This is a genomic window from Acidovorax sp. GW821-FHT10E03, from assembly GCF_059415205.1.
This window is the reverse complement of record NZ_JBWKMU010000017.1, coordinates 108819-125990: the sequence shown is the minus strand read 5'-3', so window position 1 is coordinate 125990 and position 17172 is coordinate 108819. Positions and strand designations below refer to the sequence as shown.

Annotated in this window: 19 protein-coding genes; 12 read left to right on the top strand and 7 right to left on the bottom strand. The window is 63.6% G+C overall.

Annotation, left to right across the window (positions count from 1 at the left end; genetic code table 11):
- The first annotated feature begins 1 nt into the window (after position 1).
- The 6 genes from coxB (at position 2) to AC07OD_RS26055 (ending at position 4778) form a co-directional block, all read left to right on the top strand.
- Complete coding sequence (coxB, locus tag AC07OD_RS26080) at positions 2 to 1171, top strand: cytochrome c oxidase subunit II (protein WP_218295950.1); 1170 nt, start codon at positions 2 to 4, stop codon at positions 1169 to 1171.
- Between the two features lie 30 nt (positions 1172 to 1201).
- On the top strand, positions 1202 to 2836 hold the full coding sequence (ctaD, locus tag AC07OD_RS26075) for a cytochrome c oxidase subunit I (RefSeq protein WP_218295949.1): 1635 nt from the start codon (positions 1202 to 1204) through the stop codon (positions 2834 to 2836).
- 11 nt (positions 2837 to 2847) lie between these two features.
- On the top strand, positions 2848 to 2958 hold the full coding sequence (locus AC07OD_RS26070; RefSeq protein ID WP_218296306.1) for a cytochrome oxidase small assembly protein: 111 nt from the start codon (positions 2848 to 2850) through the stop codon (positions 2956 to 2958).
- 13 nt (positions 2959 to 2971) lie between these two features.
- Entirely contained in the window at positions 2972 to 3607 is a 636-nt protein-coding gene (locus tag AC07OD_RS26065) for a cytochrome c oxidase assembly protein (RefSeq protein WP_218295948.1), read from the top strand.
- On the top strand, positions 3604 to 3828 hold the full coding sequence (locus AC07OD_RS26060; RefSeq protein WP_218295947.1) for a DUF2970 domain-containing protein: 225 nt from the start codon (positions 3604 to 3606) through the stop codon (positions 3826 to 3828). The genes AC07OD_RS26065 and AC07OD_RS26060 overlap by 4 nt, the downstream gene beginning before the upstream one ends.
- Before the next feature lie 68 nt (positions 3829 to 3896).
- A complete protein-coding gene (locus AC07OD_RS26055) occupies positions 3897 to 4778 on the top strand; it encodes a cytochrome c oxidase subunit 3 (RefSeq protein ID WP_218339571.1) in 882 nt (293 codons plus the stop codon).
- Positions 4779 to 4893: 115 nt separating this feature from the next.
- Here AC07OD_RS26055 and AC07OD_RS26050 read toward each other — a convergent pair whose 3' ends face one another.
- A complete protein-coding gene (locus AC07OD_RS26050) occupies positions 4894 to 5115 on the bottom strand; it encodes a twin transmembrane helix small protein (RefSeq protein WP_218295945.1) in 222 nt (73 codons plus the stop codon).
- A 15-nt stretch (positions 5116 to 5130) separates the two neighbouring features.
- On the opposite strand from AC07OD_RS26050, the gene AC07OD_RS26045 reads away from it, so the two are divergent.
- The 6 genes from AC07OD_RS26045 to AC07OD_RS26020 all read left to right on the top strand — a co-directional run bounded on the left by AC07OD_RS26045 (position 5131) and on the right by AC07OD_RS26020 (position 11400).
- Entirely contained in the window at positions 5131 to 5904 is a 774-nt protein-coding gene (locus AC07OD_RS26045; RefSeq protein WP_494598365.1) for an SURF1 family protein, read from the top strand.
- The gene (locus AC07OD_RS26040) at positions 5846 to 6589 is read left to right on the top strand and encodes a redox-active disulfide-containing membrane protein (RefSeq protein ID WP_218295943.1); all 744 of its coding nucleotides are present in this window, start codon (positions 5846 to 5848) and stop codon (positions 6587 to 6589) included. Before AC07OD_RS26045 ends, AC07OD_RS26040 begins: the two co-directional genes overlap by 59 nt.
- Positions 6589 to 7767: a COX15/CtaA family protein gene (locus AC07OD_RS26035; RefSeq protein WP_218295942.1), complete on the top strand. Its 1179-nt coding sequence runs from the start codon at positions 6589 to 6591 to the stop codon at positions 7765 to 7767. Before AC07OD_RS26040 ends, AC07OD_RS26035 begins: the two co-directional genes overlap by 1 nt.
- On the top strand, positions 7764 to 8666 hold the full coding sequence (cyoE, locus tag AC07OD_RS26030; RefSeq protein ID WP_218295941.1) for a heme o synthase: 903 nt from the start codon (positions 7764 to 7766) through the stop codon (positions 8664 to 8666). The genes AC07OD_RS26035 and cyoE overlap by 4 nt, the downstream gene beginning before the upstream one ends.
- Before the next feature lie 8 nt (positions 8667 to 8674).
- Positions 8675 to 9292, top strand: a complete 618-nt coding sequence (locus AC07OD_RS26025) for an SCO family protein (protein ID WP_492807002.1) — start codon at positions 8675 to 8677, stop codon at positions 9290 to 9292.
- 389 nt (positions 9293 to 9681) lie between these two features.
- Positions 9682 to 11400 carry a putative bifunctional diguanylate cyclase/phosphodiesterase gene (locus AC07OD_RS26020; protein ID WP_369643192.1) on the top strand — a complete coding sequence of 573 codons (1719 nt, stop codon included), beginning with the start codon at positions 9682 to 9684 and terminating at the stop codon, positions 11398 to 11400.
- 18 nt (positions 11401 to 11418) lie between these two features.
- Here the strand turns inward: AC07OD_RS26020 and AC07OD_RS26015 are convergent, their stop codons facing one another.
- The 6 genes from AC07OD_RS26015 to AC07OD_RS25990 form a co-directional block, all read right to left on the bottom strand.
- A complete protein-coding gene (locus tag AC07OD_RS26015; protein WP_494598364.1) occupies positions 11419 to 12147 on the bottom strand; it encodes a Crp/Fnr family transcriptional regulator in 729 nt (242 codons plus the stop codon).
- Between the two features lie 125 nt (positions 12148 to 12272).
- Entirely contained in the window at positions 12273 to 13295 is a 1023-nt protein-coding gene (locus AC07OD_RS26010; protein WP_218295937.1) for a Bug family tripartite tricarboxylate transporter substrate binding protein, read from the bottom strand.
- 114 nt (positions 13296 to 13409) lie between these two features.
- On the bottom strand, positions 13410 to 14351 hold the full coding sequence (gene rpoH / locus AC07OD_RS26005) for an RNA polymerase sigma factor RpoH (protein WP_494598363.1): 942 nt from the start codon (positions 14349 to 14351) through the stop codon (positions 13410 to 13412).
- A gap of 302 nt (positions 14352 to 14653) precedes the next feature.
- Positions 14654 to 15346 (bottom strand): class I SAM-dependent methyltransferase, encoded by a 693-nt coding sequence (locus tag AC07OD_RS26000; protein ID WP_218295935.1) that lies wholly within the window; start codon positions 15344 to 15346, stop codon positions 14654 to 14656.
- A gap of 87 nt (positions 15347 to 15433) precedes the next feature.
- Complete coding sequence (locus AC07OD_RS25995; RefSeq protein WP_218295934.1) at positions 15434 to 16039, bottom strand: hypothetical protein; 606 nt, start codon at positions 16037 to 16039, stop codon at positions 15434 to 15436.
- The gene (locus tag AC07OD_RS25990) at positions 16039 to 17061 is read right to left on the bottom strand and encodes a glycosyltransferase (RefSeq protein ID WP_494598362.1); all 1023 of its coding nucleotides are present in this window, start codon (positions 17059 to 17061) and stop codon (positions 16039 to 16041) included. Before AC07OD_RS25990 ends, AC07OD_RS25995 begins: the two co-directional genes overlap by 1 nt.
- Between the last annotated feature and the right edge of the window lie 111 nt (positions 17062 to 17172).

The following is a 17172-nucleotide window of genomic DNA, read 5'->3' as shown; positions in this document are numbered from 1 at the left end:
TATGAAGAGCATTTCCAACAAGCTGGCTTCTCTGCTGCTGATTGCCGGTGCATGGGTGGGTTCCGCAGCCCATGCCGTTCAGGACCTGCCTGGCGGCCCCGCAGTCAACCAGCTGAACCTGGCGCCGCCCGTCACCAAGATTGCAGAAGAGCAGCATTTTCTGCACTGGATGATGCTGATCATCTGCACGGTGATCTTTGTTGCAGTGTTCTCCGTGATGTTCTACTCGATCTGGAAGCACCGCCGTTCCAAGGGCGCCAAATCGGCCAATTTCCATGAGTCCGTGACGGTGGAAGTGGTGTGGACCATTGTTCCGTTCATCATCGTGATCCTGATGGCCCTGCCCGCCACGAAGGTGCTGGTGGCCCAGAAGGACACGACCAATGCCGACCTCACCATCAAGACCACGGGCTACCAGTGGAAGTGGGGCTACGACTACATCACCGGCGAAGGCGAGGGCCTGGCCTTCATCTCGACGCTGGACAGCAGCCACCGCGTGATGTCCGACAGCGGCAACGTCAAGGACGCCCCTGCCAACTACCTGCTGAAGGTGGACAATCCGATGGTGGTGCCCGTGGGCAAGAAGGTCCGCATCATCACCACCGCCAACGACGTGATCCATGCCTTCATGGTGCCCGCCTTCGGCATCAAGCAGGACGCGATCCCCGGCTTCGTGCGCGACACCTGGTTCCGCGCCGAGAAGATCGGTGACTACTATGGCCAGTGCGCCGAACTGTGCGGCAAGGAACACGCCTACATGCCCATCCACGTGAAGGTCGTGTCCGCCGAGGACTACACCGCCTGGGTGGGCGAGCAAAAGAAGAAGGCCGCGGCCAAGCTGGACGACCCCACCAAGGTGTGGACCCTGGACGACATCATGAAGCGCGGCGAGAAGGTGTATGCGGCCAACTGCGCGGCCTGCCACCAGGCCAACGGCAAGGGCGCCGGTCCCATCAAGCCGCTGGACGGCTCGGCCATCGTGCTGGATGCGGACCATGCCAAGCAGATCCAGGTCGTGCTCAAGGGCGCGGCCAATGGCGCGATGCCTGCATGGGCTCAGCTGAGCGATACCGACATCGCCGCAGTGGTGAGCTACACGAAGAACTCCTGGTCCAACAAGACCGGCCAGCTGGTGCAGCCTGCTGAAATCGTGGCCCAGCGTGGCAAGTAATCATCGCCCTATCGTATTGAGGAATCCAAAATGAGCGCAGTTCTCGACAATCACGGGCACGCGGGCGATCACGCACACGACGGCCACGACCACCACCACGGCCCCACCGGCTGGCGCCGCTGGGTGTTCGCCACCAACCACAAGGACATCGGCACCCTGTACCTGCTGTTCGCCTTCGCCATGCTGATGGTCGGCGGCGTCCTGGCACTGCTGATCCGCGCCGAGCTGTTCCAGCCCGGCCTGCAGCTGGTGAACCCCGAGCTGTTCAACCAGCTCACCACCATGCACGGCCTCATCATGGTGTTCGGCGCCATCATGCCGGCCTTCGTGGGCTTCGCGAACTGGATGATCCCGCTGCAGATCGGCGCATCCGACATGGCCTTCGCGCGCATGAACAACTTCAGCTTCTGGCTGATGATCCCCGCGGCCATCATGCTGGTGAGCTCGTTCTTCATGCCCGGTGGCGCACCCGCCGCCGGCTGGACGCTGTACGCGCCGCTGACGCTGCAGATGGGCCCCTCCATGGACGCCGGCATCTTCGCGATGCACATCCTGGGTGCCTCGTCCATCATGGGCTCGATCAACATCATCGTGACCATCCTGAACATGCGCGCGCCCGGCATGACGCTGATGAAGATGCCCATGTTCGCCTGGACCTGGCTGATCACCGCCTACCTGCTGATCGCCGTGATGCCCGTGCTGGCTGGCGCCATCACCATGACGCTGACGGACCGCCACTTCGGCACCAGCTTCTTCAACCCCGCCGGCGGCGGTGACCCGGTGATGTACCAGCACATCTTCTGGTTCTTCGGCCACCCCGAGGTGTACATCATGATCTTGCCGGCCTTCGGCATCATCAGCCAGATCGTGCCCGCGTTCGCACGCAAGAAGCTCTTCGGCTACGCCTCCATGGTGTACGCGACCTCCTCCATCGCCATCCTGTCGTTCATCGTGTGGGCACACCACATGTTCACGACCGGCATGCCCGTGACGGGCCAGCTGTTCTTCATGTACGCCACCATGCTGATCTCCGTGCCCACGGCCGTGAAGATCTTCAACTGGATCGCCACCATGTGGCGCGGCTCCATGACGTTCGAGACCCCCATGCTGTTCGCCGTGGGCTTCATCTTCGTGTTCACCATGGGTGGTTTCACCGGCCTGATCCTGGCCATGGCGCCCATCGACATCCAGCTGCAGGACACCTACTACGTGGTGGCCCACTTCCACTACGTGCTGGTGGCCGGCTCGCTGTTCTCGATGTTCGCGGGCGTGTACTACTGGCTGCCCAAGTGGACCGGCGTGATGTACTCCGAAACGCGCGGCCAGATCCACTTCTGGTCCTCGCTGATCTTCTTCAACATCACCTTCTTCCCGATGCACTTCCTGGGCCTGGCCGGCATGCCACGCCGTTATGCCGACTACCCGATGCAGTTCGCCGACTTCAACGCCATCGCTTCGGTGGGCGCGCTGGGCTTCGGTCTCGCGCAGGTGTACTTCTTCGTGGCGGTGATCATTCCCGCCATGCGCGGCAAGGGCGAGAAGGCTGCGGCCAAGCCCTGGGACGGCGCCGAAGGCCTGGAATGGGAAGTCCCGTCGCCAGCACCTTTCCATACGTTCGAGAATCCCCCCAAGCTGGACGCCACGGCCACCCGCGTGATCGGCTGAACACCATGCCCATGACACCCGAACAGAAAAAGAGCAACCTGCGGATGGCGCTGATCCTGGCGTCCGTCGCGGTGGTGTTCTTCGTCGGGTTCATGGTCAAGGTCGTTCTGCTGTCCCGCTGAGCCCGCACCTGCCATGAGCCTGCACCGCGAAAACGCCAAGATGGTCGGCAAGCTGGTCGTGATCGCGGCCGGCATGTTCGCCTTCGGCTATGTGCTGATCCCCATCTACAAGCACATCTGCGAGATGACGGGCATCAACATCCTGTCGCTGTCCGAGCGGCAGGTGCCCGGCAACGGCGTGGCCGGCAAGGATGTCAAGGTACCGGGCAACACGCAGGTGGACAAGACCCGCACGATCACGGTGGAGTTCGACGCCAACGCGCGCGGCCCGTGGGATTTCAAGCCCGCCCAGCGTTCGGTGCAGGTGCACCCGGGCGAGCTGACGACCGTGATGTACGAGTTCCAGAACGTGCAGAACCGCCGCATGGCTGCGCAAGCCATACCGAGCTATGCACCGCGCCAGGCCGCGGCGCACTTCAACAAGCTGGAGTGCTTTTGCTTCAACCAGTACACGCTGGAGCCTGGAGAAAAAAAGGAATGGCCCGTGGCATTTGTGATTGATCCGCGTATTTCCAAGGACGTGACGACCATCACGCTGTCCTACACGTTCTTCGAGGTGGGTGGCAAGACGCCGGCAGCACCGCAGTCCACTGCCGCCGTGGGCCTGTCCGCGCCCCTGGTCTCTCCAGCGGCGGGAGCGGGTTCATGAATACGCCAGTGGAGCAGCCGGTGGTGAAGCCCCACGAGCGCAAGGGATCGCTGCTGCGCACGGTGCGGGCGGTGGCCTGGTCGCTGATAGGTCTGCGCAAGGGCAGCGAATACCAGCAGGATGTCGAAAAGCTCAACCCGCTGCATATCATCGTGGTGGGGCTGGTGGCCGTCTTTCTGCTGGTGATCGGCCTGATCGTGTTGGTGAACTGGGTCGTGTGAATGGGTTGCTGGAACCGTATCCGCAACAACAAAGCCGAAAACAAAGATTTTGAGAGTCAGGAGCTGAAATGAGTGCATCAACCCACGGCGGAACCCCGTACTACTATGTACCCGCAGAGTCGCGTCATCCGGTGATGGCGGCAACCGGTCTGTTCTTCGTCATTCTGGGCGCGGGCCAGTGGATCAATGGCCACGACTGGGGCAAGTATTCCCTGGCACTGGGCCTGGTGTGGTGGCTGTTCACGCTGTACCAGTGGTTCGGCGATGCGGTGCGCGAGAGCGAAGGCGGCCTGTACGGCCACAAGATCGACCTGTCGTACCGCTGGAGCATGAGCTGGTTCATCTTCTCGGAAGTGATGTTCTTCGGCGCGTTCTTCACGGCACTGTGGTGGGCGCGTTCGCACTCGGTGCCCGCTCTGGGCAGCCTGGACAACGCGCTGCTGTGGCCCGATTTCAAGGCGGTCTGGCCCAGCCTTGCCGCCGGTGCCACCGCCTCGCCGGCCGGCATCGTCGAACCCTTCCAGACCGTGGGCCCCTTCTGGCTGCCCACCATCAACACGGCGCTGCTGCTGACGTCGGGCGTGACGCTGACCATTGCCCACCATGCATTGCGCGAAAACCACCGTGGCAAGACCATCGGCTTCATGTGGGCCACGGTGCTGCTGGGCTTCGTGTTCCTGCTGGTGCAAGGCTACGAGTACTTCCATCTCTACACCGACCTGAACCTCAAGCTCAGCTCCGGCGTGTTCGGCTCCACGTTCTTCATGCTCACGGGTTTCCACGGTTTTCACGTGTTCCTGGGCATGCTGATGCTGCTGGTGATCACGCTGCGCCTGCAGAAGGGGCATTTCACCGCGGACAAGCACTTCGGCTTCGAAGGCGCCGCGTGGTACTGGCACTTCGTGGACGTGGTGTGGCTGGGCCTGTACGTGCTGGTCTACTGGATGTAACCAGGCACGCTGCCAACAAAAAAGCGCCTCGCGGCGCTTTTTTTGTTGGCAGGGCCAGGGCGGGATGAGAAGGGGGTATGCGGGGGCTTGGGCCACTGCCGCTTCATGGCCCCGGTCAACGGGAGGCCGGCAGGCCGGTGGGCTGGATGTAGCCCAGCTTCCACGCCACCAGGATGCACAGGAAGAGCACGATGGAGAGCCCCACGCGCACCGCGAGTGCCTTGGCCATGTGGCTGCCCTTGGCCTTGTCGTTGCGGCCATTGCGCATCATGAAGAACAGGGCGGAGGCCAGGCTGGCCAGAATGGCGATGAACGCCACCACTACGAGGTATTTCATGGAGAACATTATCCTGTGACAGTGTCACGTCGTCCCCTGGGCCTGCGTTTCTGGCTGATCACCCTTGCTGCGGTGGCCGGCATGCTGTCCACGGCCTCGCTCGGCCGCTGGCAGCTGTCGCGCGCCGCGGAGAAGGAGGCCCTGCAAGCCATGCTGGAGGAGCGTGGCCGCATGCCCGCCGTCGACGCCAGAACGCTGCTCGCGGCCGCGGCGCAGCCGGATGCGGCAGCGCTCGTGCACCGTGCCGTGGTGCTGGAAGGCCGGTGGCTGCCGGAGCACACCGTGTACCTTGACAACCGCCAGATGCACGGCCGCCCCGGGTTTTTCGTGCTGACACCGCTGCAGCTGGCCGAAGGCAGCGGCGCGGTGGTGCTGGTGCAGCGTGGCTGGGCCGCTCGCAACTTCCAGGATCGCACGCAGCTGCCGCGGGTGCAGACCGTGCAGGACCAGGTGGTGCGCGTGCAGGGCCGCGTGGCGCTCCCGCCTTCGCGCCTGTATGACTTCCAGGGGGCCGATAGCGCACAGGGGTCTTCCCGCATCCGGCAAAATCTCGACCTGGCAGCGTTCCGCACCGAAACCGGTCTTGCGCTCGCCAACCTCACGGTGTTGCAGACGGGCGAAGCAGGCGAGGGGCTGCAACGCGACTGGCCCGTGGTCGGCGCGGGCGTCGACAAGCATTACGGTTACGCATTTCAATGGTTCGGGCTCTGCGGCCTGATTGCACTTCTCTATGTCTGGTTCCAAATCGTCCGACGCTTCATTCGCCCGCGCAGCCAGCCTGCCGCCTGAGGCCCATGGGGACCACCCTCTGGGCCTCACCGTGCACACGCTGCCCCCGGCGGACGGCGCCGTGGCCACGGCCCAGCGTGCCCGCCATGGGCGATGGAAGATGTTCGGCGTCCTGCTCATCTGCGCGGCCCCGGTTATCGCCTCGTATTTCACCTACTACGTGGTTCGCCCCGAGGGCCGCCGCAACTACGGCGAACTGATCGACCCCCAGCGCACCATGCCGCAGGTCGACGCCACGTCGCTGGACGGCAATGCCGTCTCGCTGGCGTCTCTGAAGGGGCAGTGGCTCCTGGTCAGCGTGGCGGGCGGTGCCTGCGACGCGGACTGCCAGAAGCACCTGTACCTGCAGCGCCAGCTGCGTGAAAGCCTGGGCAAGGAAAAAGACCGGGTGGACTGGGTCTGGCTGGTGAATGATGCCGCCAGCGTGCCGGCCGAGCTCGCGCCCGCCCTGCAGAAGGCGACGGTGCTGCGGGTGGACGGCGCCGCGCTGGGCGCCTGGCTGGCCCCCGCCGAAGGCCATCGGTCCGCCGAGCACCTGTATGTCGTGGACCCGATGGGCAACTGGATGATGCGGTTTCCTGCGGCGATGGACACGGCCGGCGCGGCCAAGGCCAAGCGGGATCTTGAACGCCTGTTGCGCGCGTCGTCTTCCTGGGATGAAGCCGGACGCCCCGGAAAGCCGTGATGGACGCCCAGCCGCTCTACGATCTGGCGCCCATCGCCCGGCTCATGCTGCTGGGCGTGCTGATAGCGCTCGGCCCCCTGGCCTGGGTCGGTCTGCGCAACCGTGGCAGCTCTCCCATGCGGCGCCTGCAGGCGCTGACCGTGCTCACCCTGTTCCTGACCTTCGACCTGGTGCTGTTCGGCGCCTTCACGCGCCTGACCGATTCGGGCCTGGGCTGTCCTGACTGGCCCGGCTGCTACGGCAGCGCCAGCCCCGTGGGCGCGCACACCGAGATCTCCGCCGCCCAGCAGGCCATGCCCACCGGCCCCGTGACCCATGGCAAGGCCTGGGTCGAGATGATCCACCGCTACCTGGCCACCGGCGTGGGCGTGCTCATCATCGTGCTCACCGTGTCGGCCTGGGTGCAGCACCGCAAGGCCCGCCGCGACGGGGGCGAGGGGCCTCCCGTCAGCCCGTGGTGGCCCACCTTCACGCTGTTCTGGGTCTGCCTGCAGGGGGCCTTTGGCGCCTTGACGGTGACGATGAAGCTGTTTCCAGCCATCGTCACGCTGCACCTCATCGGGGGGCTGGTGCTGCTGGCGCTGCTGTGCGTGCAGGCGGTTCGCCATACCCACCGCGCCCAGGGCCGCACGCCCGTGCGCCTCTCGACGGGGCTGCGCTGGGGCCTGGTCGCCACCAGCGTGCTCGTGGCCCTGCAAGTGGTGCTGGGCGGATGGGTCAGCACCAACTACGCGGTGCTGGCGTGCACCACCTTTCCCACCTGCCAGGGGAGCTGGTGGCCCGAGATGGACTTTGGCCAGGGTTTCCAGGTCTGGCGCGCGCTGGGCATGCTGCAGGATGGCAGCCACATCAGCTTCGCGGGCCTCACGGCCATCCACTATGCGCACCGGTTGATGGCCTATGCAGTGCTCGCAGCGTTGGGCATCGTGTGGTGGGGCCTTCGGCGGGCGCACGTGTTGCCCGCCCAGTGCCGCTGGCTGGCGGGGCTTGCGCTGCTGCAGCTGGCCACGGGCCTGTCCAACGTGGTTCTGGACTGGCCGCTGGTGGCCGCCGTGCTGCACACCGGCGGCGCCGCGGCGCTGGTGGTGGTATTGACCTGGGCCCTGGTGTCCAGCCGCGCGGCATCCGCGCCCCAAGAGTTTTCCGCGCCATCGGGCGCATCGAGAGTGTCCGCATGAGTGCTGCTGCCCCCGCCGTTGTTTCCCCGCCCTCGCGCCTGTCGCAGTTCTATGCGCTGACCAAGCCCCGTGTGGTCCAGCTCATCGTCTTTTGTGCGCTCATCGGCATGGTGCTGGCCGTGCCTGGGCTTCCTTCCGCACCGCAGCTGGGGCTGATGGCCCTGGCCTGCGCGGGCGTGTGGCTGGTGGCCGGCGCGGCAGCCGCTTTCAACTGCATCGTGGAGCAGGGCATCGACGCCAAGATGAAGCGCACCGCCTGGCGCCCCACGGCCAAGGGGGAACTGTCCAACGCGCAGACGCTGCTGTTCTCGGCCGTGCTGTGCGCGGCGGGGTCCGCGCTGCTGTATTTCTGGGTGAACCCGCTCACGATGTGGCTCACGTTCGCCACCTTCGTGGGCTATGCGGTCGTCTACACGGTGATCCTCAAGCCCCTCACGCCGCAGAACATCGTGATTGGCGGCGCGTCCGGCGCCATGCCCCCCGTGCTGGGCTGGGCGGCCATGACGAACGATGTGGGCCCGGAAGCGCTCATCCTGTTCCTCATCATCTTCCTGTGGACGCCTCCCCACTTCTGGGCGCTGGCCCTGTACCGGGTGGAGGACTACCGCAAGTCCGGCCTGCCCATGCTGCCGGTGACGCATGGCAACGAGTTCACCCGCCTGCAGGTATTCCTGTACACCCTGATCCTGTTCGCGGGCTGCCTGATGCCCTTCGTCTACGGCATGAGTTCGTGGATCTACCTGGCCGCCGCCGTGGTGCTGAGCGCAGGCTTTTGCGGCTACGGCTTCGCGCTGTGGCGCAACTACTCGGACGCGCTGGCGCGCAAGACCTTCCGCTTTTCCCTCATTCACCTGAGCGCTCTGTTTGCAGCCCTCCTGGTGGACCATTACGTGCTGTGAACCCGACCATGCCCATGCTCAAAAGAAGTGCTCTTAAAACGATAGCTGTTGCCGCTTTATCCATAAGCGCTGCGGGCATTTTCAGTGCCTGTTCCGAGAAAAAGGCAGAGTTTCGCGGCGTGGACATCACCGGCGCGGACTATGCCCGCGACATCCCCTTGACCGACCACAACGGCCAGGCGCGCCACATCAAGGACTTCGCGGGCAAGGTGGTGGTGGTCTTCTTCGGCTTCACGCAGTGCCCCGACGTGTGTCCCACTTCCATGCAGGAGCTGGCCGAGGTCAAGAAGATGCTGGGCAAGGACGGCGACCGCCTGCAGGGTATCTTCGTGACGGTGGATCCCGAGCGCGACACGCCGGAGGTGCTCAAGGCCTACATGGCCAACTTCGACCCCAGCTTCCTGGCGCTGTACGGCTCGCCCGAGCAGCTGGCAGCCGTCGCCAAGGACTTCAAGATCTACTACAAGAAGGTCGACGGCAAGACACCCACCAGCTACACCATGGACCATTCGGCGGGCAGCTATGTCTATGACCCGGCAGGGCGCTTGCGCGTCTACAACCGCTATGGCAGCGGAGCGCAGGCCCTGGCGTCCGACGTGAAGGCGCTGCTGGCGGAAGCAGGCTGACCGGATGTGCCGCCGGGCGCTGCTGGCGCCTGCTCCGGCTTTTTGTCGTGGATTTGCCTCACGCCGGGGGGCAGGAACGCGACATACGTCACATTCGCGGCAAGTTGCAGGCCCTGGTCGGGGCCATCTGGATGCCAATGCCCGCGTGATTCTCTAGAGTGGCCCCAGGGCCTGTGCCGCCGCTGGCGGATGGCTCCATGCGATGCGCCTTGCCCCCGTGCGCGGCAAGGTGCTCTGGTGACATCCATTTTTCAAAGGAATCTGGCATCGATGCGCTTGTACGTAGACGCCACCCGGCGCAACCGCCTGTCATTGTGGCGGGGCGGCGGGGACGGGCCTGGCCGGGCCCGACGCGATGAAGGATGAAGAATGAAGAAGGACCTGGGGTGATGGCCGCGGCACCCCTTTCACCGGCCGACGAGGGCGCGCTGATCCTGGCCGCCACGAACGCGGCCCCCGACGGCATCCTGCTGGTGGACCGCGGCGGCCGCATCGTCATGGCCAACGCGGCCATGGAGTCCATCTCCGGCTATGCGGCCGATGAGTTGTGCGGCAGCCCCGTCAGCCTCCTGCTGCAGCCCGCCTTGCGGGAAGCGCATGGACGCCATCTGGACAGCTACTTCCAGTCGCCGTCGCGCCGGCCCATGGGGATGGGGCGGGATCTGTGGATCGCCCGCAAGGACGGCCGGTCCGTGCCGGTGGATATCGCCCTGGGCTACACCGACGCGCAGGGCGGCACGGCCGTGGCCTTCGTGCGCGACATCTCGGAGGTGCGCAGGCTGCAGGCCCAGATGCACTTCCAGGCCACGCACGACACCCTGACCGGCCTGGTCAACCGCTGGCAGTTCGGCCAGCGGCTGGAGCAGGCCATTGCCGAAGCGGCGCTTGGCGGCCATTCCTTTGCGCTGCTGGTGCTGGACCTGGACGACTTCAAGGCCGTCAACGATGGCTATGGACACGCCGCGGGGGACCGGGTGCTTGTGGAAGTGGCGCGCAGGCTCAAGAGTGTCCTGCGCGGCGGCGATACGCTGGCACGGCTGGGTGGGGACGAATTCACCGTGCTGCTGCCGCAGATCGCGCAGGTCCGCGATGTGGAACAGGTGGCCGCCCAGGTCCTCGCGGCGCTGTGCCAGCCCTTTCAGATGCATGGCTTTGAACTCGATTTCGGCGCGAGCCTGGGAATTGCCGTGTACCCGCGGGACGCGCAGGATGCCCCCACCCTCATGCGCTATGCCGACATGGCGATGTACCACGCCAAGGAGTCCGGCCGCGCGAACTACGCGTTCTACGAGCCGCCGCTGGGCGCCCGCATGGCGGAGAAGCTGCAACTGCACGAGCGCCTCAAGCTGGCCCTGGCCTACGGCGGGCTCCATCTGCACTACCAGCCGCAGGTGGAGGTGGGCAGCGGCCGCATCCAGGCGGTGGAGGCGTTGCTGCGGTGGACCGATCCTCAGCTGGGCGAGGTTCCCCCGGCCCGTTTCATTCCCGTGGCGGAGGCGACGGGCCTGATCCTTGCCGTGGGTGCGTGGGTGATCGGCACGGCGTGCCAGCAGATCGCCGAATGGGACCGGGCGGGCCTGCCGCTGCGCGTGGCGATCAACCTGTCCGCGCAGCAGCTGCGCCAGACCGACCTGGTGGAGCAGATCGAACGCAGCCTGGCCCTTCATGGCGCGCGGCCCGACCTGCTGGAGATCGAGGTGACCGAATCCGAGGCCATGGCGGACCCCGCGCAGGCCCGCGATGTGCTGTGCCGCCTGCAGGCGCTGGGCGTGTGCATCGCCCTGGACGACTTCGGCACGGGCCATTCATCCCTGGCGTACCTGAAGCACTTGCCGGTCTCCCGGATCAAGATCGATCGCGAGTTCATCCACCCTCTGCTGCACAGCAACGGCGATGCGGTCCTCGTGCAGGCCATCATCGTGCTGGCCAAGACACTGGGCTTGCACGTCGTGGCCGAAGGGGTCGAAACTGCGGAACAGCTGGGCCTGCTGGCGCAGTACGGCTGCGATGCCTACCAGGGGTGGCTGTACTCCCGGGCGGTGGCGCCAGCCCACGTCGCGCAGCTTCTGCTGGCGCAACGGGCGAGCGAGGATTCCGCCGTTCTGTAAGGGCTGCGCGCGCGGAGGCTAGGTGCCGGTTTGTTGCGCCGGGCCGCCCGCCAGCCCGATCAGGACATCGCGCTGGATTTCACAATGCCAGCGGTCGCGGCGCACCAGCCCATGGCGCAGCGCGAGCTGGCGCAGCGTGCGCGCAATGGTTTCCCGGGTGGTGGAGAGAAGATCGGCCAGCACCTGGTGGCTGGGCAGCCGCACCAGGGAGCTGCGCTGCAGGTTGGCCAGCTGGAGCAGGGTGGCCGCCAGCTGCCCCGTCACCCCACGGATGCGGGCGATGCGTGCCCAGTCGGCCAGGCGGGCGTTCGTGTGGGCGTAGCTTTGCGCAAGCCCCCGCAGCAACTCGGAATCCAGCAGCCCCTGCTGGAGGACCGCTTCCACGGGCACCTCGCAGATGCGCCCTGCGGTCAGCGCCCGGCAGGACACGGCTGCCGGTTCCTGCACGAGCGCCGTCGAGCCCAGGGGCTGCCCGGCGCCGAACAGGCCGATCGGCCGCTCCACGCCGTCCTCGCCGCTGCACAGCACCACGACGATGCCGGTCTTGACGATCTTGAACGTCTTCTGCCCCGATTGCCCCTGCCGCAACAGCAACTCGCCCTTGCGCACCGGACGCTCCACCAGAAGGGGCTTCCAGCCAGCGCGCCGTTTTTCGTCTTGCCGGCCCAGCAGGCACTGCTGCTGTCCTGCGCAGAGGCAGCACCCGCCACCGGAAGGCAGGGATGGGGTGGTACGGCGATGGGGCATGCGGGCGTGGGGTTCCGGGGCGGCAGGGCCCGGAACAAAAAACCCGGGCAGGATCCATGGACCTTACCCGGGTTCATGGCGCGCTGCAACAAAATGTATGCCGCCCGCCGATGGCCTGTGGGACTCTACTCCGCCTTGATCCCGCGCATCGCAATCACGCCGCCCAGCAGGCTGGTGTCGGCCTTGATGCGGTTGGCCAGCCCCTCGGGCGAGGTGCCTGCCACCTGCCATCCCTGCTGAAAGAGCTTGTTGCGCATGTCTTCGCTGCGGGCGATCTCGCTGATCACGGCGGCCAGCTTGGCCTGCAGTGGCTTGGGCATCGTGGCCGGCGCGGCAAACGCATTCCAGATTTCCAGGTTGAAGCCCCGGATACCGGCTTCCGACAGGCTCGGGATATCGGGTGCCAGCGGGCTGCGGCCCGCCGAGGTGACGCCGATGGCGCGCAGCTTGCCGGCGCGCACCTGGGCCTGGGCGAGCGCCGGGGGCAGCAGCGCCATCTGCAGCTGGCCGCCCAGCATGGCATTGGCGACTTGCGGGTAGCCCGGATACGGGACGTGCACGGGGTTGATGTTGCTGCGCGACTTCAGCAGCTCGGTGCCGATGTGGCCCACGGTGCCCACGCCCGGTGTGCCATAGCTCCATTTGTCGCCGCCGTTGCGCGCCGCCACGAAGAAGTCGCGCGCGTCGCTGTTGGCGGGTACGCCCGGCTGCGTGACGGGCGCGGTCAGCACCAGGGGCGACGTGCCGATGAGGCTGAGCGGCGCCAAGTCCTTGAGCGGATCGTAGGGCACGGCAGGGTTGATCATCTTGGCGATGGTCATGTTGCCGTTGATCATCAGGCCGATGGTGTGGTCATCGCGCGCCTTGGCCACCGCGTCGGCGCCGATGTTGCCGCCTGCCCCCACCTTGTTTTCCACGATCACCGGCTGGCCCAGGGCCTTGGACAGGGGTTCCGAGAAAGCGCGCGCGGTGAGGTCGGGCGAGGTGCCGGCCGGAAAGCCCACGATGATCTTCAGCGGCTTGTTCGGCCAGGCCTGCGCGGCCGCGGCGGGGGCCGAAGGCCTGGCGGTGTTCTGGGCGAGTGCCCAGGGGGATGCGGCGGCCAGGGCGATCAGCAGCGATGCGCGGCGGGAAACGGGGCGTGACATGGGGTGGGTCTCCTCCAAAAAAAGTTCGGGGCCATAACGACAAGGGGCCCCAGAACTGGGGCCCCTCGAGGCAACTTCTGCACAAGCGGGATATTAACGCGCCCCCGCGGGCATTCAGGCGTAGTCGGCCAGCGCCTTCTTCATCTTCTTCATGGCGGCCACCTCGATCTGGCGGATGCGCTCGGCGCTCACGCCATAGACCGCGGCCAGTTCATGCAGCGTCATGCCGCCCGTGCCGTCGTCGTTGACCTTGAGCCAGCGCTCTTCCACGATGCGGCGGCTGCGCGCGTCCAGGCTGTCCAGCGCCGTGGCGATGCCGTCGGTGGCGAGCGCATCGCGCTGGCGCGACTCGATCATGGCAGTGGGCTCATGCGAGGCATCGGCCAGGAATGCAATGGGGCCAAACGCCTGTTCGCCATCGTCCGAAGGTGCAGGGTCGAGCAGCACATCGCCACCGGACATGCGGGTTTCCATCTCGATGACTTCTTCACGCTTCACGTTGAGCTGCGCGGCCACGGTGTCGATTTCCTGCTCGGACAGCGTGTCCCGGTGCGTCGCGGCATCCGCGGCGGAAGCTTCGGCCTTGAAACCCTGCTTCATCGAGCGCAGGTTGAAGAACAGCTTGCGCTGGGCCTTGGTCGTCGCGACCTTGACCATGCGCCAGTTCTTCAGGATGTATTCGTGGATCTCGGCCTTGATCCAGTGCATGGCATAGCTCACGAGGCGCACGCCCTGGTCGGGGTCGAAACGCTTCACGGCCTTCATCAGGCCGACGTTGCCTTCCTGGATCAGGTCGCCATGCGGCAGGCCGTAGCCCAGGTACTGGCGCGCAATCGACACCACGAGGCGCAGGTGCGACATCACCAGCCGTCCGGCGGCGTCCAGGTCGTTGTGGTCCTTGAGCTGGCGTGCATACGTCTGCTCTTCTTCGTGGGTGAGCAGCGGCAGGCGGTTGACAGCGGAAATGTAGGCATCCAGATTGCCCAGCGGGGGCACCAGCGCCCAGGGGTTGGCGGGCGCCAAAGTCGTCGTCGCGGTTCCAGATTGAATGTTCATTCCGGGAATCCTTTCCTCTAAGCCATGATGTTAGCACTCTCTATGAGTGAGTGCTAAACCCGGAGTTCCCCTCCGGTTGTTCGGGGTGGGAGGCACCTTTCTCGACGGTCGTGGTTGCCGATTTCTGTCACATCGACAGTAGTGGTGGCGTCAATCCCCCTGGGCTTGCGATGAACCCAGTCCAGGAATGTCAAGGACCGCCAAAACCCGCGCCTGCCCGTGCTGAGGAGCAGGTGAAGGTGAACAACCTTTTTGGTCTTTCATGAGGTGGATGTGCGGATGACTTCGGCGAGCGGTCGAGACTATTGGAGCAGCCCGTAGCCCAGTTGGAGCTTTCGTTTGCGCACCGGTTCCTCATTGATCGTGAAACGGCCGAAGTAACGGTCGCTCCATGTTCTATGAGAGACGAGATCAAAGGCGCTATCAAACGCCATATCATGTATGCATGCGGGATTGGGCGACCAAAAATTGGTGATATCTGCCGCAAGGGTATTGCTACGGTAATAGCGAGCCTGGGCTTCGTTCGTGGGCAGATCATTCGCCGCATGGCTTTCGAGGTACATCACCCCGTGGCAAAGGGATCGAACAATTCCAAGTGCCTTCACCATATCTGGTAAATGGTACAGGACACCGAGAAAAAGTACGTGATCAAATGTCCCCAGCTCTTTGACATTCAGGTCATAGACATTGGCACGGTGGTATTGGAAATCTCGCCCCGAGATTTCTTCCATCACTCCAAATCCATGGGCATCTTTGCTCCGATAGTCAATGGCGACAACTTCAGCACCCAGTCTGTGAGCTGCGAGAGAGAAAAATCCGTCTGAAGGGCCGATGTCAAGTACCCGCTGACCTCGAAGATCTGGGGGGAAGGAAATGTCATTGAGGAGAAAACGTGGATCATAGGTTCCAGGTGTGAAAAGACCTGGATAGATTTCAAAAGCATGATGCCAGTGCTTCACAGAAGCGACCAGTTGCTTCGCTTTTTCAATATTCAAAATTTACTCCCGTAAATGCCACAAGTCACCAGATTAATTTGGTAAAAATTTTCGGTCATGTGCTTGTTTGAAGCTTGTTTGCTCAATTCATTTCTCACAAAGATAGCGGGGTATGGCAGTCTTGTGCGCAAAAGGATCGATGAGGTCCTTTGAGTAGGTTCCGGAAATAAGCCTCTGCGGGGGAAGAAAATTAGAGCGAAAAAAACGACTGAAGCTTGCCAGGTGTTCCCCGCGTGAAGTGAGCCGTAGGCAATTTGTTTGATCAATAAAAACGGTGCCAGACTGCATTTGCTCGGTAATCCGAACATCCATCAGGCGGTGCTCGCGAAAATACTCTTCACGAAAAACCAAATCCAGGCGTTGATGTTGAATGCCACCACCACGCTGTTGGAGTTTTTCAAGAATATAAAATGACAGTGAGCGATCAATGACTGTTGGGAATGTCAAGGCCATTGCATAGCCTATCAGTGCGCAGATTGAAATATTCTGTGCCTTCTCGAGTGAGCTGAATTGGCTGGAAAATGGTAGTGCCAATATAATTGCGGCATAAACCAGAAGGGCCAAGCAACAAGCCCAGATTGCGGCATATAGCACGACATCAACTTTGACCGAGTGAATGTAAAGCCAATAAGTAATCACTGCGATCACTATATACAGTAAAACCCCCGACATTGACAGGATGAATCGACGCATCAGACTGGGAGTTGCTGCGGAAAAGAAGGCTGGGTACCTTTGGCAATTGAGCTTGGATCGGCCATCGATTGGGGGAGGCCGTATTCCTGTTGGTGGAACACCGGGGGGATATCGTCAATTGTCTCGACCGGTATCTTGGACGATTTTTCGAATTGGATGAGAGCCTTTAAAGGCCCGTGGTGTTTTGCCAGATGTGAGGCAATATTTAACGACGCGGCAGCCGCACATGCTGCAATGAAGATTGCGGTCGCCGTTGCAACCCCTAGCGAGAAGTTTCCTTGATCCAGTCCGACGATGAACGTGCCGAAGGCTAGGCCGCATCCTATCGCCAGCCCCCCGAATACAGCCGTGGCCACGGCGAGTCGGCGCCTTGCCACTATTGCAAAGACCGAGAACGAGGCAATGCCATGCTGCACCAGTCGCGGGAGATTCATCTTGGAGCGGCCCGCGTATCTGTGTCCACGATCCACGCGGATGCGTTGTACCCGCAGCTCCGACACGAGCACTGTTGCGGCAATGTGCCTCGCCAGCGTGGGCATGGTGCAGAGCCGTTTGACAGCGGATCCGCGCAGCAGCATGAAGTTGCCGAAGTTCATGCGCCTGCCTGTCAAACAGAGGAAAAGGACTTTGTAGCCCACATAAAGAAGTCGGAAGAGCCTTCCTTCGTTGCGGCTGCCCCTTGACGCGACGGCGACATCAGACGCGTCTTCTAGCCCTGCAATCAACCTCTCGATGGCTTCGGGCAGATCTTCTCCGTCAGAGTCCATGATCACCACCAATTGATCATCGTGTATATGCTCTGCTATGAACCGCAAACCCACCGAAATGGCTATTTGATGGCCGAAATTGTCGTGCAGACGCAATAGATGTCCATCCATGTGGGAATGCACCCCCCGCTCGAATTCAAACGGATAGCGGCGGGACCCGTCGTCCACGATCACTACAGAATACGGGCTGTGAACATGCTCGTCCAAGTGCTGCAACAGGAGCGAACATGCTTCCCGGTCTTCATAGACGGGCATGAGGACAACGAGATTGGGACACAGTTCAGACATACGAGCAGGCTCGACGGAGAAAAACGAGCGGCATTTCCATACAGTTTTGTACGAGCGAGAGCCATTTTTGCACCGGTA